This is a genomic window from Peptoniphilus grossensis, assembly GCF_001940285.1.
GTDB lineage: Bacteria > Bacillota > Clostridia > Tissierellales > Peptoniphilaceae > Peptoniphilus_A > Peptoniphilus_A faecalis.
The window spans coordinates 552,947-567,689 of the sequence record NZ_MJIH01000001.1 but is presented as its reverse complement, the minus strand read 5'-3'; the positions used below and the strand labels follow the sequence as shown (position 1 = coordinate 567,689).

General features: G+C 28.9%; 16 protein-coding genes. All 16 read left to right on the top strand.

The window, feature by feature from the left end:
* Positions 1–41 precede the first annotated feature (41 nt).
* The 16 genes from rpsU to BIV18_RS02620 all read left to right on the top strand — a co-directional run bounded on the left by rpsU (position 42) and on the right by BIV18_RS02620 (position 14,717).
* The gene (gene rpsU / locus BIV18_RS02695) at positions 42–221 is read left to right on the top strand and encodes a 30S ribosomal protein S21 (RefSeq protein WP_005957648.1); all 180 of its coding nucleotides are present in this window, start codon (positions 42–44) and stop codon (positions 219–221) included.
* A gap of 13 nt (positions 222–234) precedes the next feature.
* Entirely contained in the window at positions 235–678 is a 444-nt protein-coding gene (locus tag BIV18_RS02690) for a GatB/YqeY domain-containing protein (protein ID WP_075659186.1), read from the top strand.
* A gap of 430 nt (positions 679–1,108) precedes the next feature.
* Positions 1,109–2,095, top strand: coding sequence for a phosphate acyltransferase PlsX (gene plsX / locus BIV18_RS02685; protein ID WP_075659185.1), 987 nt, complete (start codon positions 1,109–1,111; stop codon positions 2,093–2,095).
* A complete protein-coding gene (gene acpP / locus BIV18_RS02680) occupies positions 2,092–2,319 on the top strand; it encodes an acyl carrier protein (RefSeq protein WP_075659184.1) in 228 nt (75 codons plus the stop codon). The genes plsX and acpP overlap by 4 nt, the downstream gene beginning before the upstream one ends.
* 4 nt (positions 2,320–2,323) lie before the next feature.
* Entirely contained in the window at positions 2,324–3,022 is a 699-nt protein-coding gene (gene rnc, locus BIV18_RS02675; RefSeq protein WP_075659183.1) for a ribonuclease III, read from the top strand.
* Entirely contained in the window at positions 3,015–4,064 is a 1,050-nt protein-coding gene (locus tag BIV18_RS02670) for an elongator complex protein 3 (protein ID WP_075659182.1), read from the top strand. The genes rnc and BIV18_RS02670 overlap by 8 nt, the downstream gene beginning before the upstream one ends.
* A gap of 4 nt (positions 4,065–4,068) precedes the next feature.
* The gene (smc, locus tag BIV18_RS02665; protein WP_075659181.1) at positions 4,069–7,590 is read left to right on the top strand and encodes a chromosome segregation protein SMC; all 3,522 of its coding nucleotides are present in this window, start codon (positions 4,069–4,071) and stop codon (positions 7,588–7,590) included.
* A 9-nt stretch (positions 7,591–7,599) separates the two neighbouring features.
* Positions 7,600–8,958, top strand: a complete 1,359-nt coding sequence (ftsY, locus tag BIV18_RS02660) for a signal recognition particle-docking protein FtsY (protein ID WP_075659180.1) — start codon at positions 7,600–7,602, stop codon at positions 8,956–8,958.
* Between the two features lie 183 nt (positions 8,959–9,141).
* Positions 9,142–9,393, top strand: coding sequence for a YlxM family DNA-binding protein (gene ylxM, locus BIV18_RS02655; protein WP_235860771.1), 252 nt, complete (start codon positions 9,142–9,144; stop codon positions 9,391–9,393).
* A 115-nt stretch (positions 9,394–9,508) separates the two neighbouring features.
* Positions 9,509–10,846, top strand: a complete 1,338-nt coding sequence (gene ffh / locus BIV18_RS02650) for a signal recognition particle protein (RefSeq protein ID WP_075659179.1) — start codon at positions 9,509–9,511, stop codon at positions 10,844–10,846.
* A gap of 49 nt (positions 10,847–10,895) precedes the next feature.
* Complete coding sequence (rpsP, locus tag BIV18_RS02645; protein WP_075659178.1) at positions 10,896–11,195, top strand: 30S ribosomal protein S16; 300 nt, start codon at positions 10,896–10,898, stop codon at positions 11,193–11,195.
* Positions 11,196–11,216: 21 nt separating this feature from the next.
* Complete coding sequence (locus tag BIV18_RS02640) at positions 11,217–11,450, top strand: KH domain-containing protein (protein ID WP_075659177.1); 234 nt, start codon at positions 11,217–11,219, stop codon at positions 11,448–11,450.
* Positions 11,437–11,940 carry a ribosome maturation factor RimM gene (gene rimM / locus BIV18_RS02635; protein ID WP_075659176.1) on the top strand — a complete coding sequence of 168 codons (504 nt, stop codon included), beginning with the start codon at positions 11,437–11,439 and terminating at the stop codon, positions 11,938–11,940. Before BIV18_RS02640 ends, rimM begins: the two co-directional genes overlap by 14 nt.
* Complete coding sequence (gene trmD / locus BIV18_RS02630) at positions 11,937–12,680, top strand: tRNA (guanosine(37)-N1)-methyltransferase TrmD (RefSeq protein ID WP_075659175.1); 744 nt, start codon at positions 11,937–11,939, stop codon at positions 12,678–12,680. Before rimM ends, trmD begins: the two co-directional genes overlap by 4 nt.
* Positions 12,667–13,014: a 50S ribosomal protein L19 gene (gene rplS, locus BIV18_RS02625; protein WP_075659174.1), complete on the top strand. Its 348-nt coding sequence runs from the start codon at positions 12,667–12,669 to the stop codon at positions 13,012–13,014. The genes trmD and rplS overlap by 14 nt, the downstream gene beginning before the upstream one ends.
* A gap of 68 nt (positions 13,015–13,082) precedes the next feature.
* A complete protein-coding gene (locus BIV18_RS02620; RefSeq protein WP_075659173.1) occupies positions 13,083–14,717 on the top strand; it encodes a glycosyl hydrolase family 18 protein in 1,635 nt (544 codons plus the stop codon).
* The last annotated feature ends 26 nt before the right edge of the window (positions 14,718–14,743 follow it).

Below are 14,743 nucleotides of genomic sequence, written 5' to 3'. Positions count from 1 at the left end.
TGGCCGAAAGGCTACTCTTTTCTACGAGAGGAGGTTAAAAAATGTCCGAAATCAGGGTTGGTGAAAACGAATCTTTAGACAATGCTCTAAAAAGATTCAAAAGACAATGTGCCACAAGTGGAGTTCTCAAAGAAGTAAGAAAGAGAGAACATTACGAAAAACCAAGTGTTAGAAGGAAGAAAAAATCCGAAGAGGCACGCAGGAAAAAACATAGATATTAAAGAGGGTGTTCTTATGTCTCTAAAAGAGAGACTCATGGCTGATTTAAAAGAAGCTATGAAAAGTAAAAATAAACTTCGAAAAGATGTTATCACCATGGTTCGTGCAGCTATTAAACAAAAAGAAGTAGATGAACGAGTTGAGCTTGATGATTCTGATATTGAAAATATCATTTCAAAACAGCTAAAAGAAAAGAAGTCGTCAATTGAAGAGTTTAAGAAGGGTAATAGAGAAGATTTAGTTAAGCAAACTAATGATGAAATCGAAATACTACTTGAATATTTACCTGAGCAATTATCAGATGAAGAATTAAAAGAAATTATAAAAAAAGTAATTGACGAAAATGAATTAACATCAATGAAGGATATTGGCAAATTAATGAAAAATGTAATGCCTTTAATTAAGGGTAAAGCAGACGGAAAACAAGTTAATGCTATTGCTAAAGAATTATTAAATTAAGACTCAGGGATTCCCTGAGTTTTTTTAGATTTTATGTCAAATTTTGTGGCTCAATAATATTGAGTCTTTTTTACTGCAAAATCAAATATGTACATAAATAAGCTTACTTAGAATTAATGGTAGTATGAAAAGCATAGTGCATAATTTTAAGTAAACTTCAGATCCTTTTGTTAAAGGAGATATTAAATTTTAGCATGGCGAATAAGCTGATTAATTCAAGATTGTTTTCATAGTTTTTTGATTTTTATGTTGTTATTAATTTTCAAGTTTATATGTCTTGATAGTTAAGACTCGACAGATATTATATAGTTTTTTGTGTAAATTTTATTGTATATGTGTTAAACTTTTATAAGTTAGTATTGTGTTATGTGTTTAGCGTTGATTTTTTTAAGCTTTTGATATATATTAAAATTATTACTTGGAGGTCTAAATGAGATTAATTTTTGATGTAAATGGCGGAGATAATAAATACGAAATTATAAGGGGAGCTATTGAAGTTTCTAATGAATGTGATATAGATATTATTTTAGTTGGTAGAGAAGATTTTATTAAAGAAAATCTCCAAGAACTAGATTACAATAAAGACAAGGTTGAAATAGTTGGTGCAGAAGAAAATATTGAAAATAACGAAGACCCTGCCTTTGCACTTAGACGCAAGAAGGATTCTTCTATTGTAGTTGCAATGAATTTATTAAAAGAAAAGAGAGCTGATGCATTAATATCAGCTGGCAGTACGGGAGCACTTCTTGCTGGAGGGCTTTTTATAGTTGGAAGGATCAAGGGAATAAAAAGAGCTGTTCTTCCAACAATTATTCCTGGAATAAAATCAAATACAATGATAATTGATTCAGGAGCAAATATGGATACAAATCCTGATCTTTTACTAGAATTCGCAATGCTAGGAGAAACTTTTTTAAGGGAGTATTATAAAATAGATCCTCCAAAAGTTGGTCTTTTAAATATAGGTGTTGAAGAAGGTAAGGGGAATTCTCTTTATAAAGAAACCTATACAAAGCTAAAAGATAGCGATATAAATTTTGTGGGAAATATTGAAGCAAGAAGTATTATGAACAATGAAGTGGATCTTGTTGTATGTGATGGTTTTGACGGAAATATTTTATTAAAATCAATTGAAGGAGTAATTGATTTTGCTATTAAAAATGTTTTTTATAATATTGAGAAATCTGAACTAGATGATGAAAGTAAAAGTGCTTTTACAAAATTTTTAAAGGATAAATTTAAAAATTTAGATGCTAAAGAAGTTGGTGGCACAATCCTTTTAGGAATTGATGGAAACATTATTAAAGCTCATGGAAATTCTGATAGCAGGGCAATAAAAAATGCTGCAAAATATGCTATAAATATAGTAGAATCTAATGTAGTTAATAAAATAAAGGATAAGGTGGAAAGAAAATGAAAGAAAGAATTCTAGAAATTATTGCTGAACAATTTAACATTGATGTAAATGAACTTAATGAAGACATGAATTTTCAAGATGATCTTAATGCTGATTCCATTGAACTTGTTGAATTAGTAATGACAATTGAAGAAGAATTTGAGATAGAAGTTTCTGAAGAAGATTTAGAAAACTTAAAAACTATTGGCGATGTAATCGACTATGTAGAAGATTTGGATCAGTGATTTTATGTCCAAGGACCATCTAAAATATCTTGAAAAAAAATTAAATTATAATTTTAAAAATAGAGAACTTTTAGAAAGGGCTTTGACTCACAGTTCTTTTGTCAATGAAAATAATATGGAATTCTATGAATGCAATGAAAGGCTTGAATATCTTGGAGATGCAGTTTTAGGATTAGTTATAGGAGAATATTTTTACAAAAATTTTCCAGAGGACAGGGAAGGCTCTCTTACAAAAATGAGGGCTGAATCTGTAAATGAAAAAGCTTTGTTTTTTATTTCTAAGAAGTTAAATCTTGGTGATGCTATAAAATTTGGAAAGGGAGAAATAAAAAGTGGTGGAAGAAATAGGGAGTCTACTTCCGCTGACGCTCTTGAAGCTTTAATTGGAGCAATTTATTTAGATTCAAATTTTGAAAATGCTAAAAAGATTATTTTGTATTTATTTCAAGATTTTTTAGAAAGAGATAGCTACAAGTCATTTAATATAGATTTTAAAACTAAACTTCAAGAAGAGGCTCAAAAGTCAAGTAAAAAAGCGGAATATAAACTAGTTCGAGAAGAAGGACCTGATAATAACAAAACTTTTTTTACGGAATTGTATTTAGATGAAGCTTTAGTTGGAAAGGGCAAAGGAAAAACCAAGAAAGAGTCACAACAAGAGGCTGCAAGAGATGCACTTAATAGGAGTGGTAAATTTGTCTAAGAGAAATATTATACCAATTTTTATTCCACATTATGGATGCCCCAATGATTGTGTTTTTTGCAACCAAAGAAAAATTACGGGAATGTCTACAGATATTTCAAATAGTGATGTTGAAAATACTATTTTGGAATATCTTTCTTATTTTAAAAGAAAAGATAATGTTGAAATTGCATTTTACGGAGGAAGCTTTACTGCGATACCAATTGAAAAGCAATCAGAATTTTTAGAAATTGCATATAAATATAAGAAAAGAGGTCTTGTAAAATATATTAGACTTTCTACAAGACCAGATGCAATCGATGAGGAAGTACTTAAAAATTTAAAGAAATATGGTGTGGATATTATTGAGCTTGGAGTGCAAAGTCTTGATCCAAAAGTTTTAAAACTTTCTAATAGAGGGCATGATGCAGAATGTGTTTATATATCTTCAAAATTAATCAAGGAGTATGAATTTTTGCTTGGTCTTCAACAAATGGTGGGTCTTCCCGGTGATAATATAGAAAAATCTATTTTTACAGCAAAGGAATTTGTAAAATTAGATCCCTATTGTGTAAGAGTTTATCCAACTCTTGTAATTAAAGAAACAGCACTTTATAAAAATTTAGAAGAGGGCAAGTATAAAGCTCTTGATTTAAAATCTTCCATTAAATATGTTGCAGACATTCTTGATATTTATTATAAAAACAATATTAATGTAATAAGGGTGGGACTTCAGCCAACGGATAATATTAATTATGATGGAGATGTAGTAGCAGGAGCATTTCATCCTGCATATAGGCAGTTGGTTGAGTCTTTTTATTTTAAATGTGCATTATTAAATTATTTTAAAGAATCAGAAAATATAGATGATGAAGTTTTAATATGTGCAAGTGGAAGAAATATTTCAAATATTAGTGGGCAAAAATCAAAAAATAAAAATGAGATGATCGAAGAACTTGGAATTTCAAAAATAAAGCTTCAAGAAAAAAATCTCGGTTATTTTAAAGTTGAAGTTCATGGAAAATTTTTAGAATTTATTGATGTAAGAGATTATTATAGGTGAGTAGATGTTTTTAAAATCAGTTACTATACAAGGATTCAAGTCCTTTGCAAATAGAACAAAAATTGAATTAGATAAGACTACTACGGCAATAGTGGGACCTAATGGGAGTGGAAAAAGCAATATAACTGATGCCATTACATGGGTGCTTGGTGAAACATCAGTTAAAAATCTTCGTGGGAACAAAATGGAAGATGTAATTTTTTCTGGAACTGATGTAAAAAAACCCCTTGGGCTTTGCGAGGTTACAGTTGTTTTTGATAATAGCGACAAATCTTTAAGCTTGCCCTTTAATGAAGTTTCTATTACAAGAAGAATGTATAGATCTCTTGAGAGCGAGTTTTTAATAAATAATAAAAAGTGTAGACTTAAGGATATTAAAGAACTTTTTATGGATACTGGCATTGGAAAAGATGGTTATTCTGTAATAGGACAAGGAAAAATAGAGTCTGTCTTGAGTTCAAAGCCTGAAGATAGAAGAAATATTTTTGAAGAAGCTGCTGGAATTTCTAAATATAAGTACAAAAAAGTTCAATCTACTAACAAACTTTTAAAAACTGAGGAAAATTTAGTTAGAATTGAAGACATTTTGTCAGAAATTGTACTTCAAGAGGAAAGCTTAAGAGTTCAAGCAGAAAAAGCTAAAGCGTACTTAGAAGATTACGAAACTTTAAAGATAAATGACATAAATTATTCTTGTAAAGAGATAAAAAAGGTAGAAGAAGAAAAAAAAGAACTAGAAAAAAATTCTGCAAATTTAATAAATGATTCTGAGGAAATTTCTTTAGAAAGGGATAAATTATCCAATGAATTGGAACCTTTAAAAAATGAAATTTTCGAGATTTCAAACAAAAATAATAATTCTAATGAATTATTAAATCAGCAAAAAGAAGAATACGATAGACTATATTTAGATATAAATTTGCAAAGTGAAAAAATAAATTCACTAAAGAAGGATTCCCAGAGAATTGATTTAGAAAAGGAGTCTCTAAATAAAAATATTATTTTATTTAATGAGAATTTAGAAAGTTTAGCAAGGGACGAAGAAATTTTAAAGAATTCTAAAGAGGAAATTACAAAAAAATTAGATGAAAAAAATAATATTATTGCAAAACTAGAAGAAGAGTTTAAAAATTTAGAAAAAATTGGAAATTTAAACTTTGAAAATAAAAATAAAATAAAAAACGAAATTGAAAATATAAAATTTAAAAATGAAACTTTAAAGGATATTATTGAAGAGAAAAACAATAGAAAAGCAAATTTAGAAAAAAATATTGAGAGTCTTAAGCTAAACGAATCTGAATTTGAAAAACTTATTGAAAAAGAGTCAAAAGAAGTTAATAGATTAAAGAGTGTCATAGAAAAAGATAGTTTAGAGTTTCAAAAAACTGAAGATAGAATAAAAGAACTTAAAGAAAAAAACAAAGTTCTTGAAGATAATTTGATTTTAAAAAATAATAATTTAAATGAAGTAATGGCTAGATTAAAAATATTAGAAAACATGGAATCAAATTATGAAGGGTACAATAGAACTATTAAATCCTTTATGAACTTTTCTTCAAGAAATAATATTTTTAGAGACACACTATATGGACCTGTTGCGGAAAAATTTTCTGTGGAGAAAAAATATGAAAAAGCCATCTCTGTAGCACTTGGGTCAATGTCGCAAAATATTATTGTGTCTTCAACTAAAGAAACATCGGAGATGCTAAAAATACTTGAAAAAAACAAAATGGGAAGGGCGACTTTCTTGCCTCTTGATAGAGTAAAGGGCAGCAAGGTGAAGATAAACACACCTGAGGATGGGATAATTGGCATTGCATGTGATTTAATAAAGTTTGATGACTTATTTAGCGAAATATTTTATAACTTACTTGGCAGAGTTATTATTGCAGATAATTTTAAAAATGCTAGTGCTATTTCAAAAAAATATAAATTAAAAGTAGTAACATTAAAGGGCGAAGTTTTCAATCCTTCTGGAGCAATAACTGGAGGTAGTTTAAATACTTATAATAGTAGTTTTATTTTGCGTAAAAATGAAATTACTGAATTGCAGTCTAAAGCAAAGGAAATAAATTCTGAAATTAAAAATTTTAAAAAAGATAAAGATAAAATTGAAAGAGAAATTTTTGAGTTAAGCAATTTAGCCGATGAATTTTTAGAGAAACAAAAATCTTATAATTTAAAAATATCTGGTATTGAAAAAAATATATATAAAAATAAAAACGATAAAGATTTAAACACAAATTATTTAAATAAGTATGAAAAAGAAAGAGAAGATTTAGAAGAAAACATTAAAATTGATTTTTCAAATTTGAACAAAAATATTTCAGAGATTGAAAATAAAAATAAAATTTTAGATGATTTATTGCTTGAGGTAGACAGTGATGCAAAACTTTCTAATTTGTCAAAAGAAATTGAAATTTTAAAAAATGAAAAAATTGATATTCAACTTTTAGAAAGAGAAAATCATGAGAAATTACTTTATAATAAGAGGGAAAGGGAAAGAATTAAGTCTGAAATCTTTAATATTGAAGAAAAATTAAAGGATAATAAAAATTCCCTAGAGGATACAAATAGAAATATTGACCGAAAAGCTAATTTAAATGAAGAAAATAAAATTAAACTGTCAAATTTAAGTGAATCAATTGAAAATTTAAAGACCTCTATAAATAATTACAAGGAACTTTTAGAAGAAAAAAACAAAGTTTATTTAAGCAAAAAGGATAAATTAAGTGAGTTAAAGGAAAAGCTACTAATTATAAACTCTGAGTTAGAAAAAATCACTTTAAAAATTGATATAAATAAAAATAAAATATTAAATGAAACTTTAAGGTTAAATGAAGAATATAATATTGACGACTATAATGAGTACGTCGACGAAAGTCTTCCCAATATAAAGGATAGTCTAATTAAAAAACTTAAAAAAAAGGTTAGAGATTATGGAGAGGTAAATATTTCATCTATTGATGAACATAAAATTATTAAAGAAAGGCTTGATTTTTACACTTCGCAAAGGGATGACCTCATCAAGTCAAAGGAAGAAATAAAATCTATTTTAAGTAAATTAGATTATGAAATGAAAAAAATATTTAGCGAAGCCATGAGTGAAATCTCTACAAATTTTGCTGAAATTTTTAAAATTTTATTTAATGGAGGTCGTGCTGAAATAAATATTGAAGGTGATTTACTAAATTCTGGAATAGAAATCAAAGCATCACCTCCAGGGAAAAGACTTCAAGCCCTTTCACTTCTTTCAGGTGGAGAAAAATCTCTCACTGCTGTGGCACTTTTATTTGCCTTGTTAAAATACAGGCCTGCATCTTTTTGCATTCTTGACGAAATAGATGCGGCTCTAGACGATGCAAATATTAAAAGATATGCTGATTATCTTTTAACTTTGGAGGGAATTCAGTTTATAATTATAACTCACAGAAAACTCACAATGGAGATTGCAAATACTATGTATGGTGTTACAATGGAAGAAAAGGGAATTAGTAAATTATACTCTGTAAAATTAAAGGATTAGGAGCAAATTATGTTTGAATGGTTAAAGGATAAATTTAAGAAAAAAGAAACTGAGGCTAAAGAAGAAATTCAAGAAACTGTAGAAAAAGTTTCTGAAAAGGTAAGTTTGGATGATGAAGTAAATAGAGTTATCTCTGAAGATCTAGAAAAAAATTCTGATTTAGATAAAGAAGTAAAAGATATTGATGAAGAATTATCTAGTGACGAGAAAATTAGTGAAGATTTATCTAAGGAAGTTTTTGAAGTAGAAAAATCTTATGAAGAAAATTTTATAGGAGAAAATAATGAATCTTTAGAAGTAAAAAAAGAAGAAGCTAGAGAAGATACTATTGAAGATCCAAAAGATAATTTGGATATCAATGGAGAAGAGATTGAGGGCGTAGAATCCGAAGAAAAACTCGAAAAAATTGAAGATGAAAAATTTGAAATTAATGAAGAAACTATAGAAGAACCTAAAAAGGTTTCACTTTTTCAAAGATTAAAAGAAGGTCTAGATAAAACTAGAAAAGAAGTTGGAATAAAAATTAACACAGTAATTGGAGCTTATGTAAAAATAGACGATGAAATGTTAGAAGACCTTGAAGATATTTTAATTTCAGCAGATGTTGGAATGGAAACTACGATGAAGTTAATTGACAATTTACGTGAAACTATTATAAGAGAAAAGATAAAGGATCCTAAGGAAGTCAAACCTATTTTAATGGAAGAAGCAAAGAAATTAATGAATCCTGAATTAAATACAAAAATAAAATCTGAATCACCAGTTATAATTTTGGTTGTTGGAGTAAATGGAGTGGGAAAAACTACTACAATTGGAAAGCTTTCACAAAGATTTAAAGGAGAAAATAAATCTGTTTTAGTATGTGCAGCAGATACTTTTAGAGCGGCAGCCATTGATCAACTAAAAGAATGGGGAAATAGGGCAAATGTTGACGTAATTAGTCACGATGAAGGTTCTGATCCAGCGGCAGTTGTTTTTGATGCAATTGAAGCAGCAAAAGCTAGAAAAACAGATGTATTGATTGTGGATACTGCGGGAAGACTTCACAATAAGTCAAACCTTATGAAAGAACTTGAAAAAATCAATAGAATTATAACTAATAAATATCCTGAAGCAAATCGTGAAAATTTATTGGTGCTTGATGCAACGACGGGTCAAAATGCTATTAATCAAGCAAAAACTTTTAAAGAAGTTACTGATGTTTCTGCAATTGCGCTAACTAAACTTGATGGAACGGCAAAGGGTGGAGTTGTCATTGCACTTCAATCAGAACTTGGAATTCCAATTAAACTTATTGGAGTTGGAGAAGGTATAGACGACCTTCAAGATTTTAATATTGACACATTTTTAGAGACAATTTTTGGATAGAGTAATTTTATTAAAGTAGGATCTTTCCTACTTTTTTTATGCAAAATTTTGTCATGTATTTTATATGATGTTTATAAAATAAAATTACTTAAAAAATAAAAAAGTTGTTGACATATTTAAAGGTATTAGCTAAAATAATAGAGGTCAAGTAAAAAGGTTGACCTAGCTAGAAATGGTGATAAAATGAATGAAAAATTTTTTAGGATGAACAGCTTACTTGATTTTTATGGAAATCTTCTTACTGAAAAACAAAGAAAAGCAGCGCTTATGTATTATGTCTATGATTGTACAATAAATGAAATATCGTCAGAACTTAATATCTCAAAACAAGCGGTGTTTGACAATTTAAAAAGGGCAGAAAACAATTTAGAAGGCTTTGAAAAAAAGCTCGAATTAATAAAAAACGCAAAAAAGAAGAAGATAATAAAGAAATAAAAAGAAGAAAAATTGAAAATATATTAGAAAGTATAGAAAAAGAATCTTTAAATGAAAATAATAATTTGAAATTTAAAGAGCTTAGAAAAATACTTTTTGACTAGGAGGTGGTTTTTTGGTATTTGAAAGTTTATCCGATAAATTGCAAAGTACTTTGCAAAAATTAACAGGAAAGGGTAGATTATCCGAAAAAGATATTGACGCAGCTATGCGTGAAGTAAAACTTGCACTTCTTGAGGCTGATGTAAATTTTAAAGTTGTTAAAGACTTTGTAAAAACAGTTAAAGAGAGAGCTTTGGGAAAAGAAGTTTTAGAATCTCTTACTCCAGGCCAACAAGTTATTAAAATTGTAAATGAAGAACTCACAAGATTAATGGGTACTAGCGAAGTTAAAATTGACTTTTCAAAAAAACCTACAGTGATAATGATGTGTGGACTTCAAGGAGCAGGTAAAACTACTACAAGTGGTAAGCTTGCAAATAAATTAAAAAAAGATGGAAAGAGACCTCTTTTAGTTGCTTGCGATATTTATAGACCAGCAGCTATAAAACAACTTCAAGTTGTTGGTAAATCAGTTGATACTCCAGTTTTTACAATGGGAGATAAAATTTCTCCAGTAGATATTTCTAAGGCTGCTCTTGAGCATGCTAAGAAAAATGGAAATGATGTAGTTATCATAGATACAGCTGGCAGACTTCACATTGATGAAAAGTTAATGAAGGAGCTTCAAGATATTCACGAAGCACTTGAACCTTCAGAAGTACTTCTTGTACTTGATGCAATGACTGGTCAAGATGCAGTAAATGTTGCCGATAAATTTGATGATATGTTAAAATTGACAGGTGTAGTACTCACTAAACTTGATGGGGATGCTAGAGGTGGGGCTGCTCTATCAATTAGATCAGTTACTGATGTCCCTATAAAATTTATTGCCAGTGGTGAAAAGATGGATAATATTGAAGTCTTCCACCCAGATAGGATGGCTTCAAGAATACTTGGAATGGGAGATGTGCTCTCCTTAATTGAAAAAGCACAATTAGCTGTGGATGATAAAAAAGCAAAAGAACTTGAAGAGAAGCTTAGAAAGTCAACATTTACTTTTGAAGATTTTTTAGACCAGATGCAGCAAATGAAGAACATGGGACCACTTGAAGATATTATAGGAATGATACCAGGTATGAATAGCAAAGCTTTAAAGGGTATTAACTTACCCGATAATGAATTTGCTAAAGTTGAGGCAATGATTCTTTCTATGACAAAAAAAGAAAGACAAAAGCCTGAAATTATAGATTCTTCTAGAAGAAAAAGAATTGCAAAGGGTTCTGGAACTAGTCCAGCAGATGTGAATAAACTTATAAAACAGTTTAAGGACATGAGAAAGATGATGAAACAATTTGGAAACATGTCCAAAAGTATGGGAAAAAGAAAATTTAAATTACCTTTTTCCTTTTAAGGTAGCTTATATATTTTAATATATAAATTTTATTGTGGAGGTGAATAATTTGGCAGTAAAAATTAGACTTAGAAGAATGGGTACAAAGAAAAAACCCTTTTATAGAATAGTTGTAGCAGACTCTAGAAGTCCTAGAGATGGAAAATTCATCGAGGAGATTGGTTATTATAACCCACTTACGACTCCTAAAAAAGTTGTTGTAGACTCAGAAAAAGCAAATAATTGGATCAAAAATGGTGCAAAACCTACTGATACAGTTGACAGACTTTTCAGAGAAAACTCAGTATATAATGCTGGTGCAAACTCAAATAATACAGCAGAAGCAAGTGAATCAGAAGCTACTGAATAACAGTATGTTTGGAGGACCAAAATGGTTGAATTAATTGAATATATTGCTAAATCTTTAGTTGACGATCCTTCTTCAGTTGATGTAACAATGACTAGGAATGATAATTCAATTGATATTAGACTTAAAGTTGCATCAAATGATATGGGAAAAGTTATTGGCAGACAAGGTAGAATTGCTAAGGCAATAAGAGCAATTTTGAAGGCTGTTTCACTCAAAGAAGATGTAAAGGTTAATTTAGAAATTGAAGAATATTAAAGATTCAATTACGTGCATTGGCAAGATAATAAATACTCATGGTATTAAGGGTGAAATTAAAGTTGAGCCTTATACTTTTGACAACAAAAGATTTTCTGAACTAAAAAGCGTATTTGTAGGCGATGAATTAATAGAATTTTCTATTAAAAAAGTTAGAGTGAATAAATTTGTGTACCTTACTTTTGATGGATATGAAAATATTAATGATGTTCTTATTTTAAAGGGCAGCTATATTTACATTAAAGATGAAGATAGACTAGCTTTAGATGAAAACCAATACTATATTTCTGATATAATTGGAAAAAAAGTTTATGATACTGAAAAAAATTATATAGGAATATTAAAAGAGGTATTGGAATATCCTGCTAATGATATTTTTATAATTGAAAGTGAAGATAAAAGTATTTATCAAATACCTGCAGTTAAGGAATTTATAAAAAAAATAGATTCTACAATAACTATTAAATTAATAGAAGGAATGATTTTGTGAAAATAAGTGTTTTAACATTATTTCCCGAATTCATAAATAAGATTAGAGATTTTTCTATTGTTGGAAGGGCTATCGGCGAAGGCAAATTAGATCTTGAAACTGTGGATATTAGAGATTTTGCCATAAACAAATATCTGCAAGTAGACGATTATCCCTATGGCGGTGGACCAGGCATGTTAATGCAAATTAAGCCAATAGTAGAGGCAATAGAATCTGTAAAGAAAAACAACTCTAAGGTTTATTATATGTCTCCACAGGGAGAGGTTTTGAATCAAGATAAACTAAAGGAACTTAGAAGCGAAGAACACATAATACTTTTAAGTGGCCATTACGAAGGTATTGATAATAGAGTCGTTGAAAATTACGTAGATGAAGAAATTTCCATTGGCGATTATGTTTTAACTGGTGGAGAGTTGGCATCTATGGTAATTATAGACGGTGTATCAAGGCTTCTCGATGGTGTTCTTGCAAGCGATGAGTCTTTTAAAGAGGAGTCTCATTACAATGGTCTTTTAGAGTATCCACAATACACTAGACCAAAAGAATTTAGAGGATTTGAAGTTCCTGATATTCTTTTAAGTGGAGATCATGAAAAGATTAGAAAATATAGACTTAGAGAGTCTATAAAAAACACTTTGCAGAAAAGACCAGATTTATTAGAAAATAAAATTTTAAATGATGAAGAAAAAGATATATTGAAAGATTTACTGGAAGGAGGTAAAGACAATGGATTATATTAAAGCTATTGAAGATGAACAATTAAATGAAAATTTACCTAAATTTAATGTTGGGGACACTGTAAGTGTTCACTATAAAATTATTGAAGGCGAAAGAAAAAGAATCCAAGTTTTTGATGGAACTGTAATAAAAATTCAAGGAAAAAGCTCTAGAAAAACTTTTACAGTAAGAAGAATTTCTTATGGCGTTGGAGTTGAAAGAACTTTCCTACTTAACTCACCAAGAATTGCTGATCTTGTTGTTACAAGAAAAGGTAGAGTTAGACGTGCTAAACTTTACTATCTTAGAGATAGACAAGGCAAGGCTGCAAAAGTTAAAGAAAAGACTAATTACTAAGAGTGGGACTTTAAGTCCTATTTTTAGTATCTTTTATTTTGAACAAATAAATTAGAGAGGTGATATATATGAAAAAGATTTTTTTTGGAATTTTTTTAATTATTATTTTGGCGGCAGGCACATTTTTATTTGTTGAAAATAGAGGAACTACTAAAATTTCAACTAAATACGATAAATTTAACTTTATAACTGAAGACAAAGACATTGACAAAGAAGATTTTTGTATAGAAGATGGAATGATTTACTTATCTCTTGACTACATAAAAGAATATTTAGATGAAAATATTTTTTATGATAAATCAACTGGAGAAGTAAAAATAGAAAATGAACATGCGAATAAAATTTTAAAGTTAGATGAATATAAAGCAAAATTTAATAGCGGCACAATAGATTTAAGAGCACCAGTTATTGAAAAAAATGGAAAGATTATGCTTCCAATTGAAGCATTTATCTACGATTATAATGTAAATCTTAGATATAATAAGGACATTAGACTTTTGCTTTTAGATTATAGAGATAAAGAATATGAGTTAACTAAAACTACAAAAGATACTTTTTTAAGGGAAGATAGTTCTCGAAGGAGTCCAATTATCAAAAAACTTCCTGAAGGGGAAAAATTATATGTATATAGTGAAAAAAGTAAATACTATAAAGTTAGAATGCCTGAGGGATATGCAGGCTATGTTTTAAAAGATGATGTTGATGAAAATTTTGAAAAATTTACACTAGCATCTGCAACAAAAAACACATCTAAGAGTCCGATTAATTTAACATGGGACTATACTTATGCAGAACATTCTGATGAAAAAGTTAATCAAATAGTTGGAATTAATGGACTTGATGTAATTATTCCTACATGGTTTTCTATAAAAAATGGCAATGGCGACATGATAGATAGGGGAAATTTAAATTATATAAAAAAATATAATGATTTAGGTATAGAAGTTTGGGCTTACTTGGACAATTCTTTTGATCCAGATATTACTCATGAAGCTTTGTCTAATAAGGAAACCCGCAAGAAAATCATTGATAAGACTTTAGAACTTTGTAGAAAATATAATATGAAGGGAATAAACATTGATTTTGAACATACGAGGAATGAAGATAGAGATAATATAACTGCTTTTGTAAGTGAGTTTAGAGAAAGTGCTGGAGAAGATTTTATCTTGACAATTGATGTAACTCCACAAATTTCTTCAGATGTTACCAAAGAGCCTTACGACAGAAAAGCTTTAGCGGAAATTTCTGATTATATAGTAGTTATGGCTTATGACCAACACTGGGGTTCATCAGAAGAAGCAGGATCTGTTGCCCAATACAAATGGGTTGAGGGAAGTATAAATGTGCTATTTAGAAGCATTCCTAATAAAAAAATGATTTTAGGTGTTCCACTTTATACAAGATTATGGAAAGAATCAAAGGGAAAAGTTACATCAAAGGCAATTTCTATGTCTGAAGTTTCAAATATCATTGCATCTAAGGGTTTAAAACCAATTTGGGACAAAGAGTCGCAACAAAATTATGTTGAATATCAAGAAAGGGACTCAACTTATAAAATTTGGATTGAAGATGCAAATTCTATTGAGAAAAAAGTTTCTCTTGTAAATAAATACAATCTAGCTGGAGTTGGAAGTTGGAGACGTGGATTTGAAACTCAAAATATTTGGGATGTAATTTCAAAAGAATTAGAGAAAACAAAATAACTAAAATTGACAATTTAGTTTTTTAA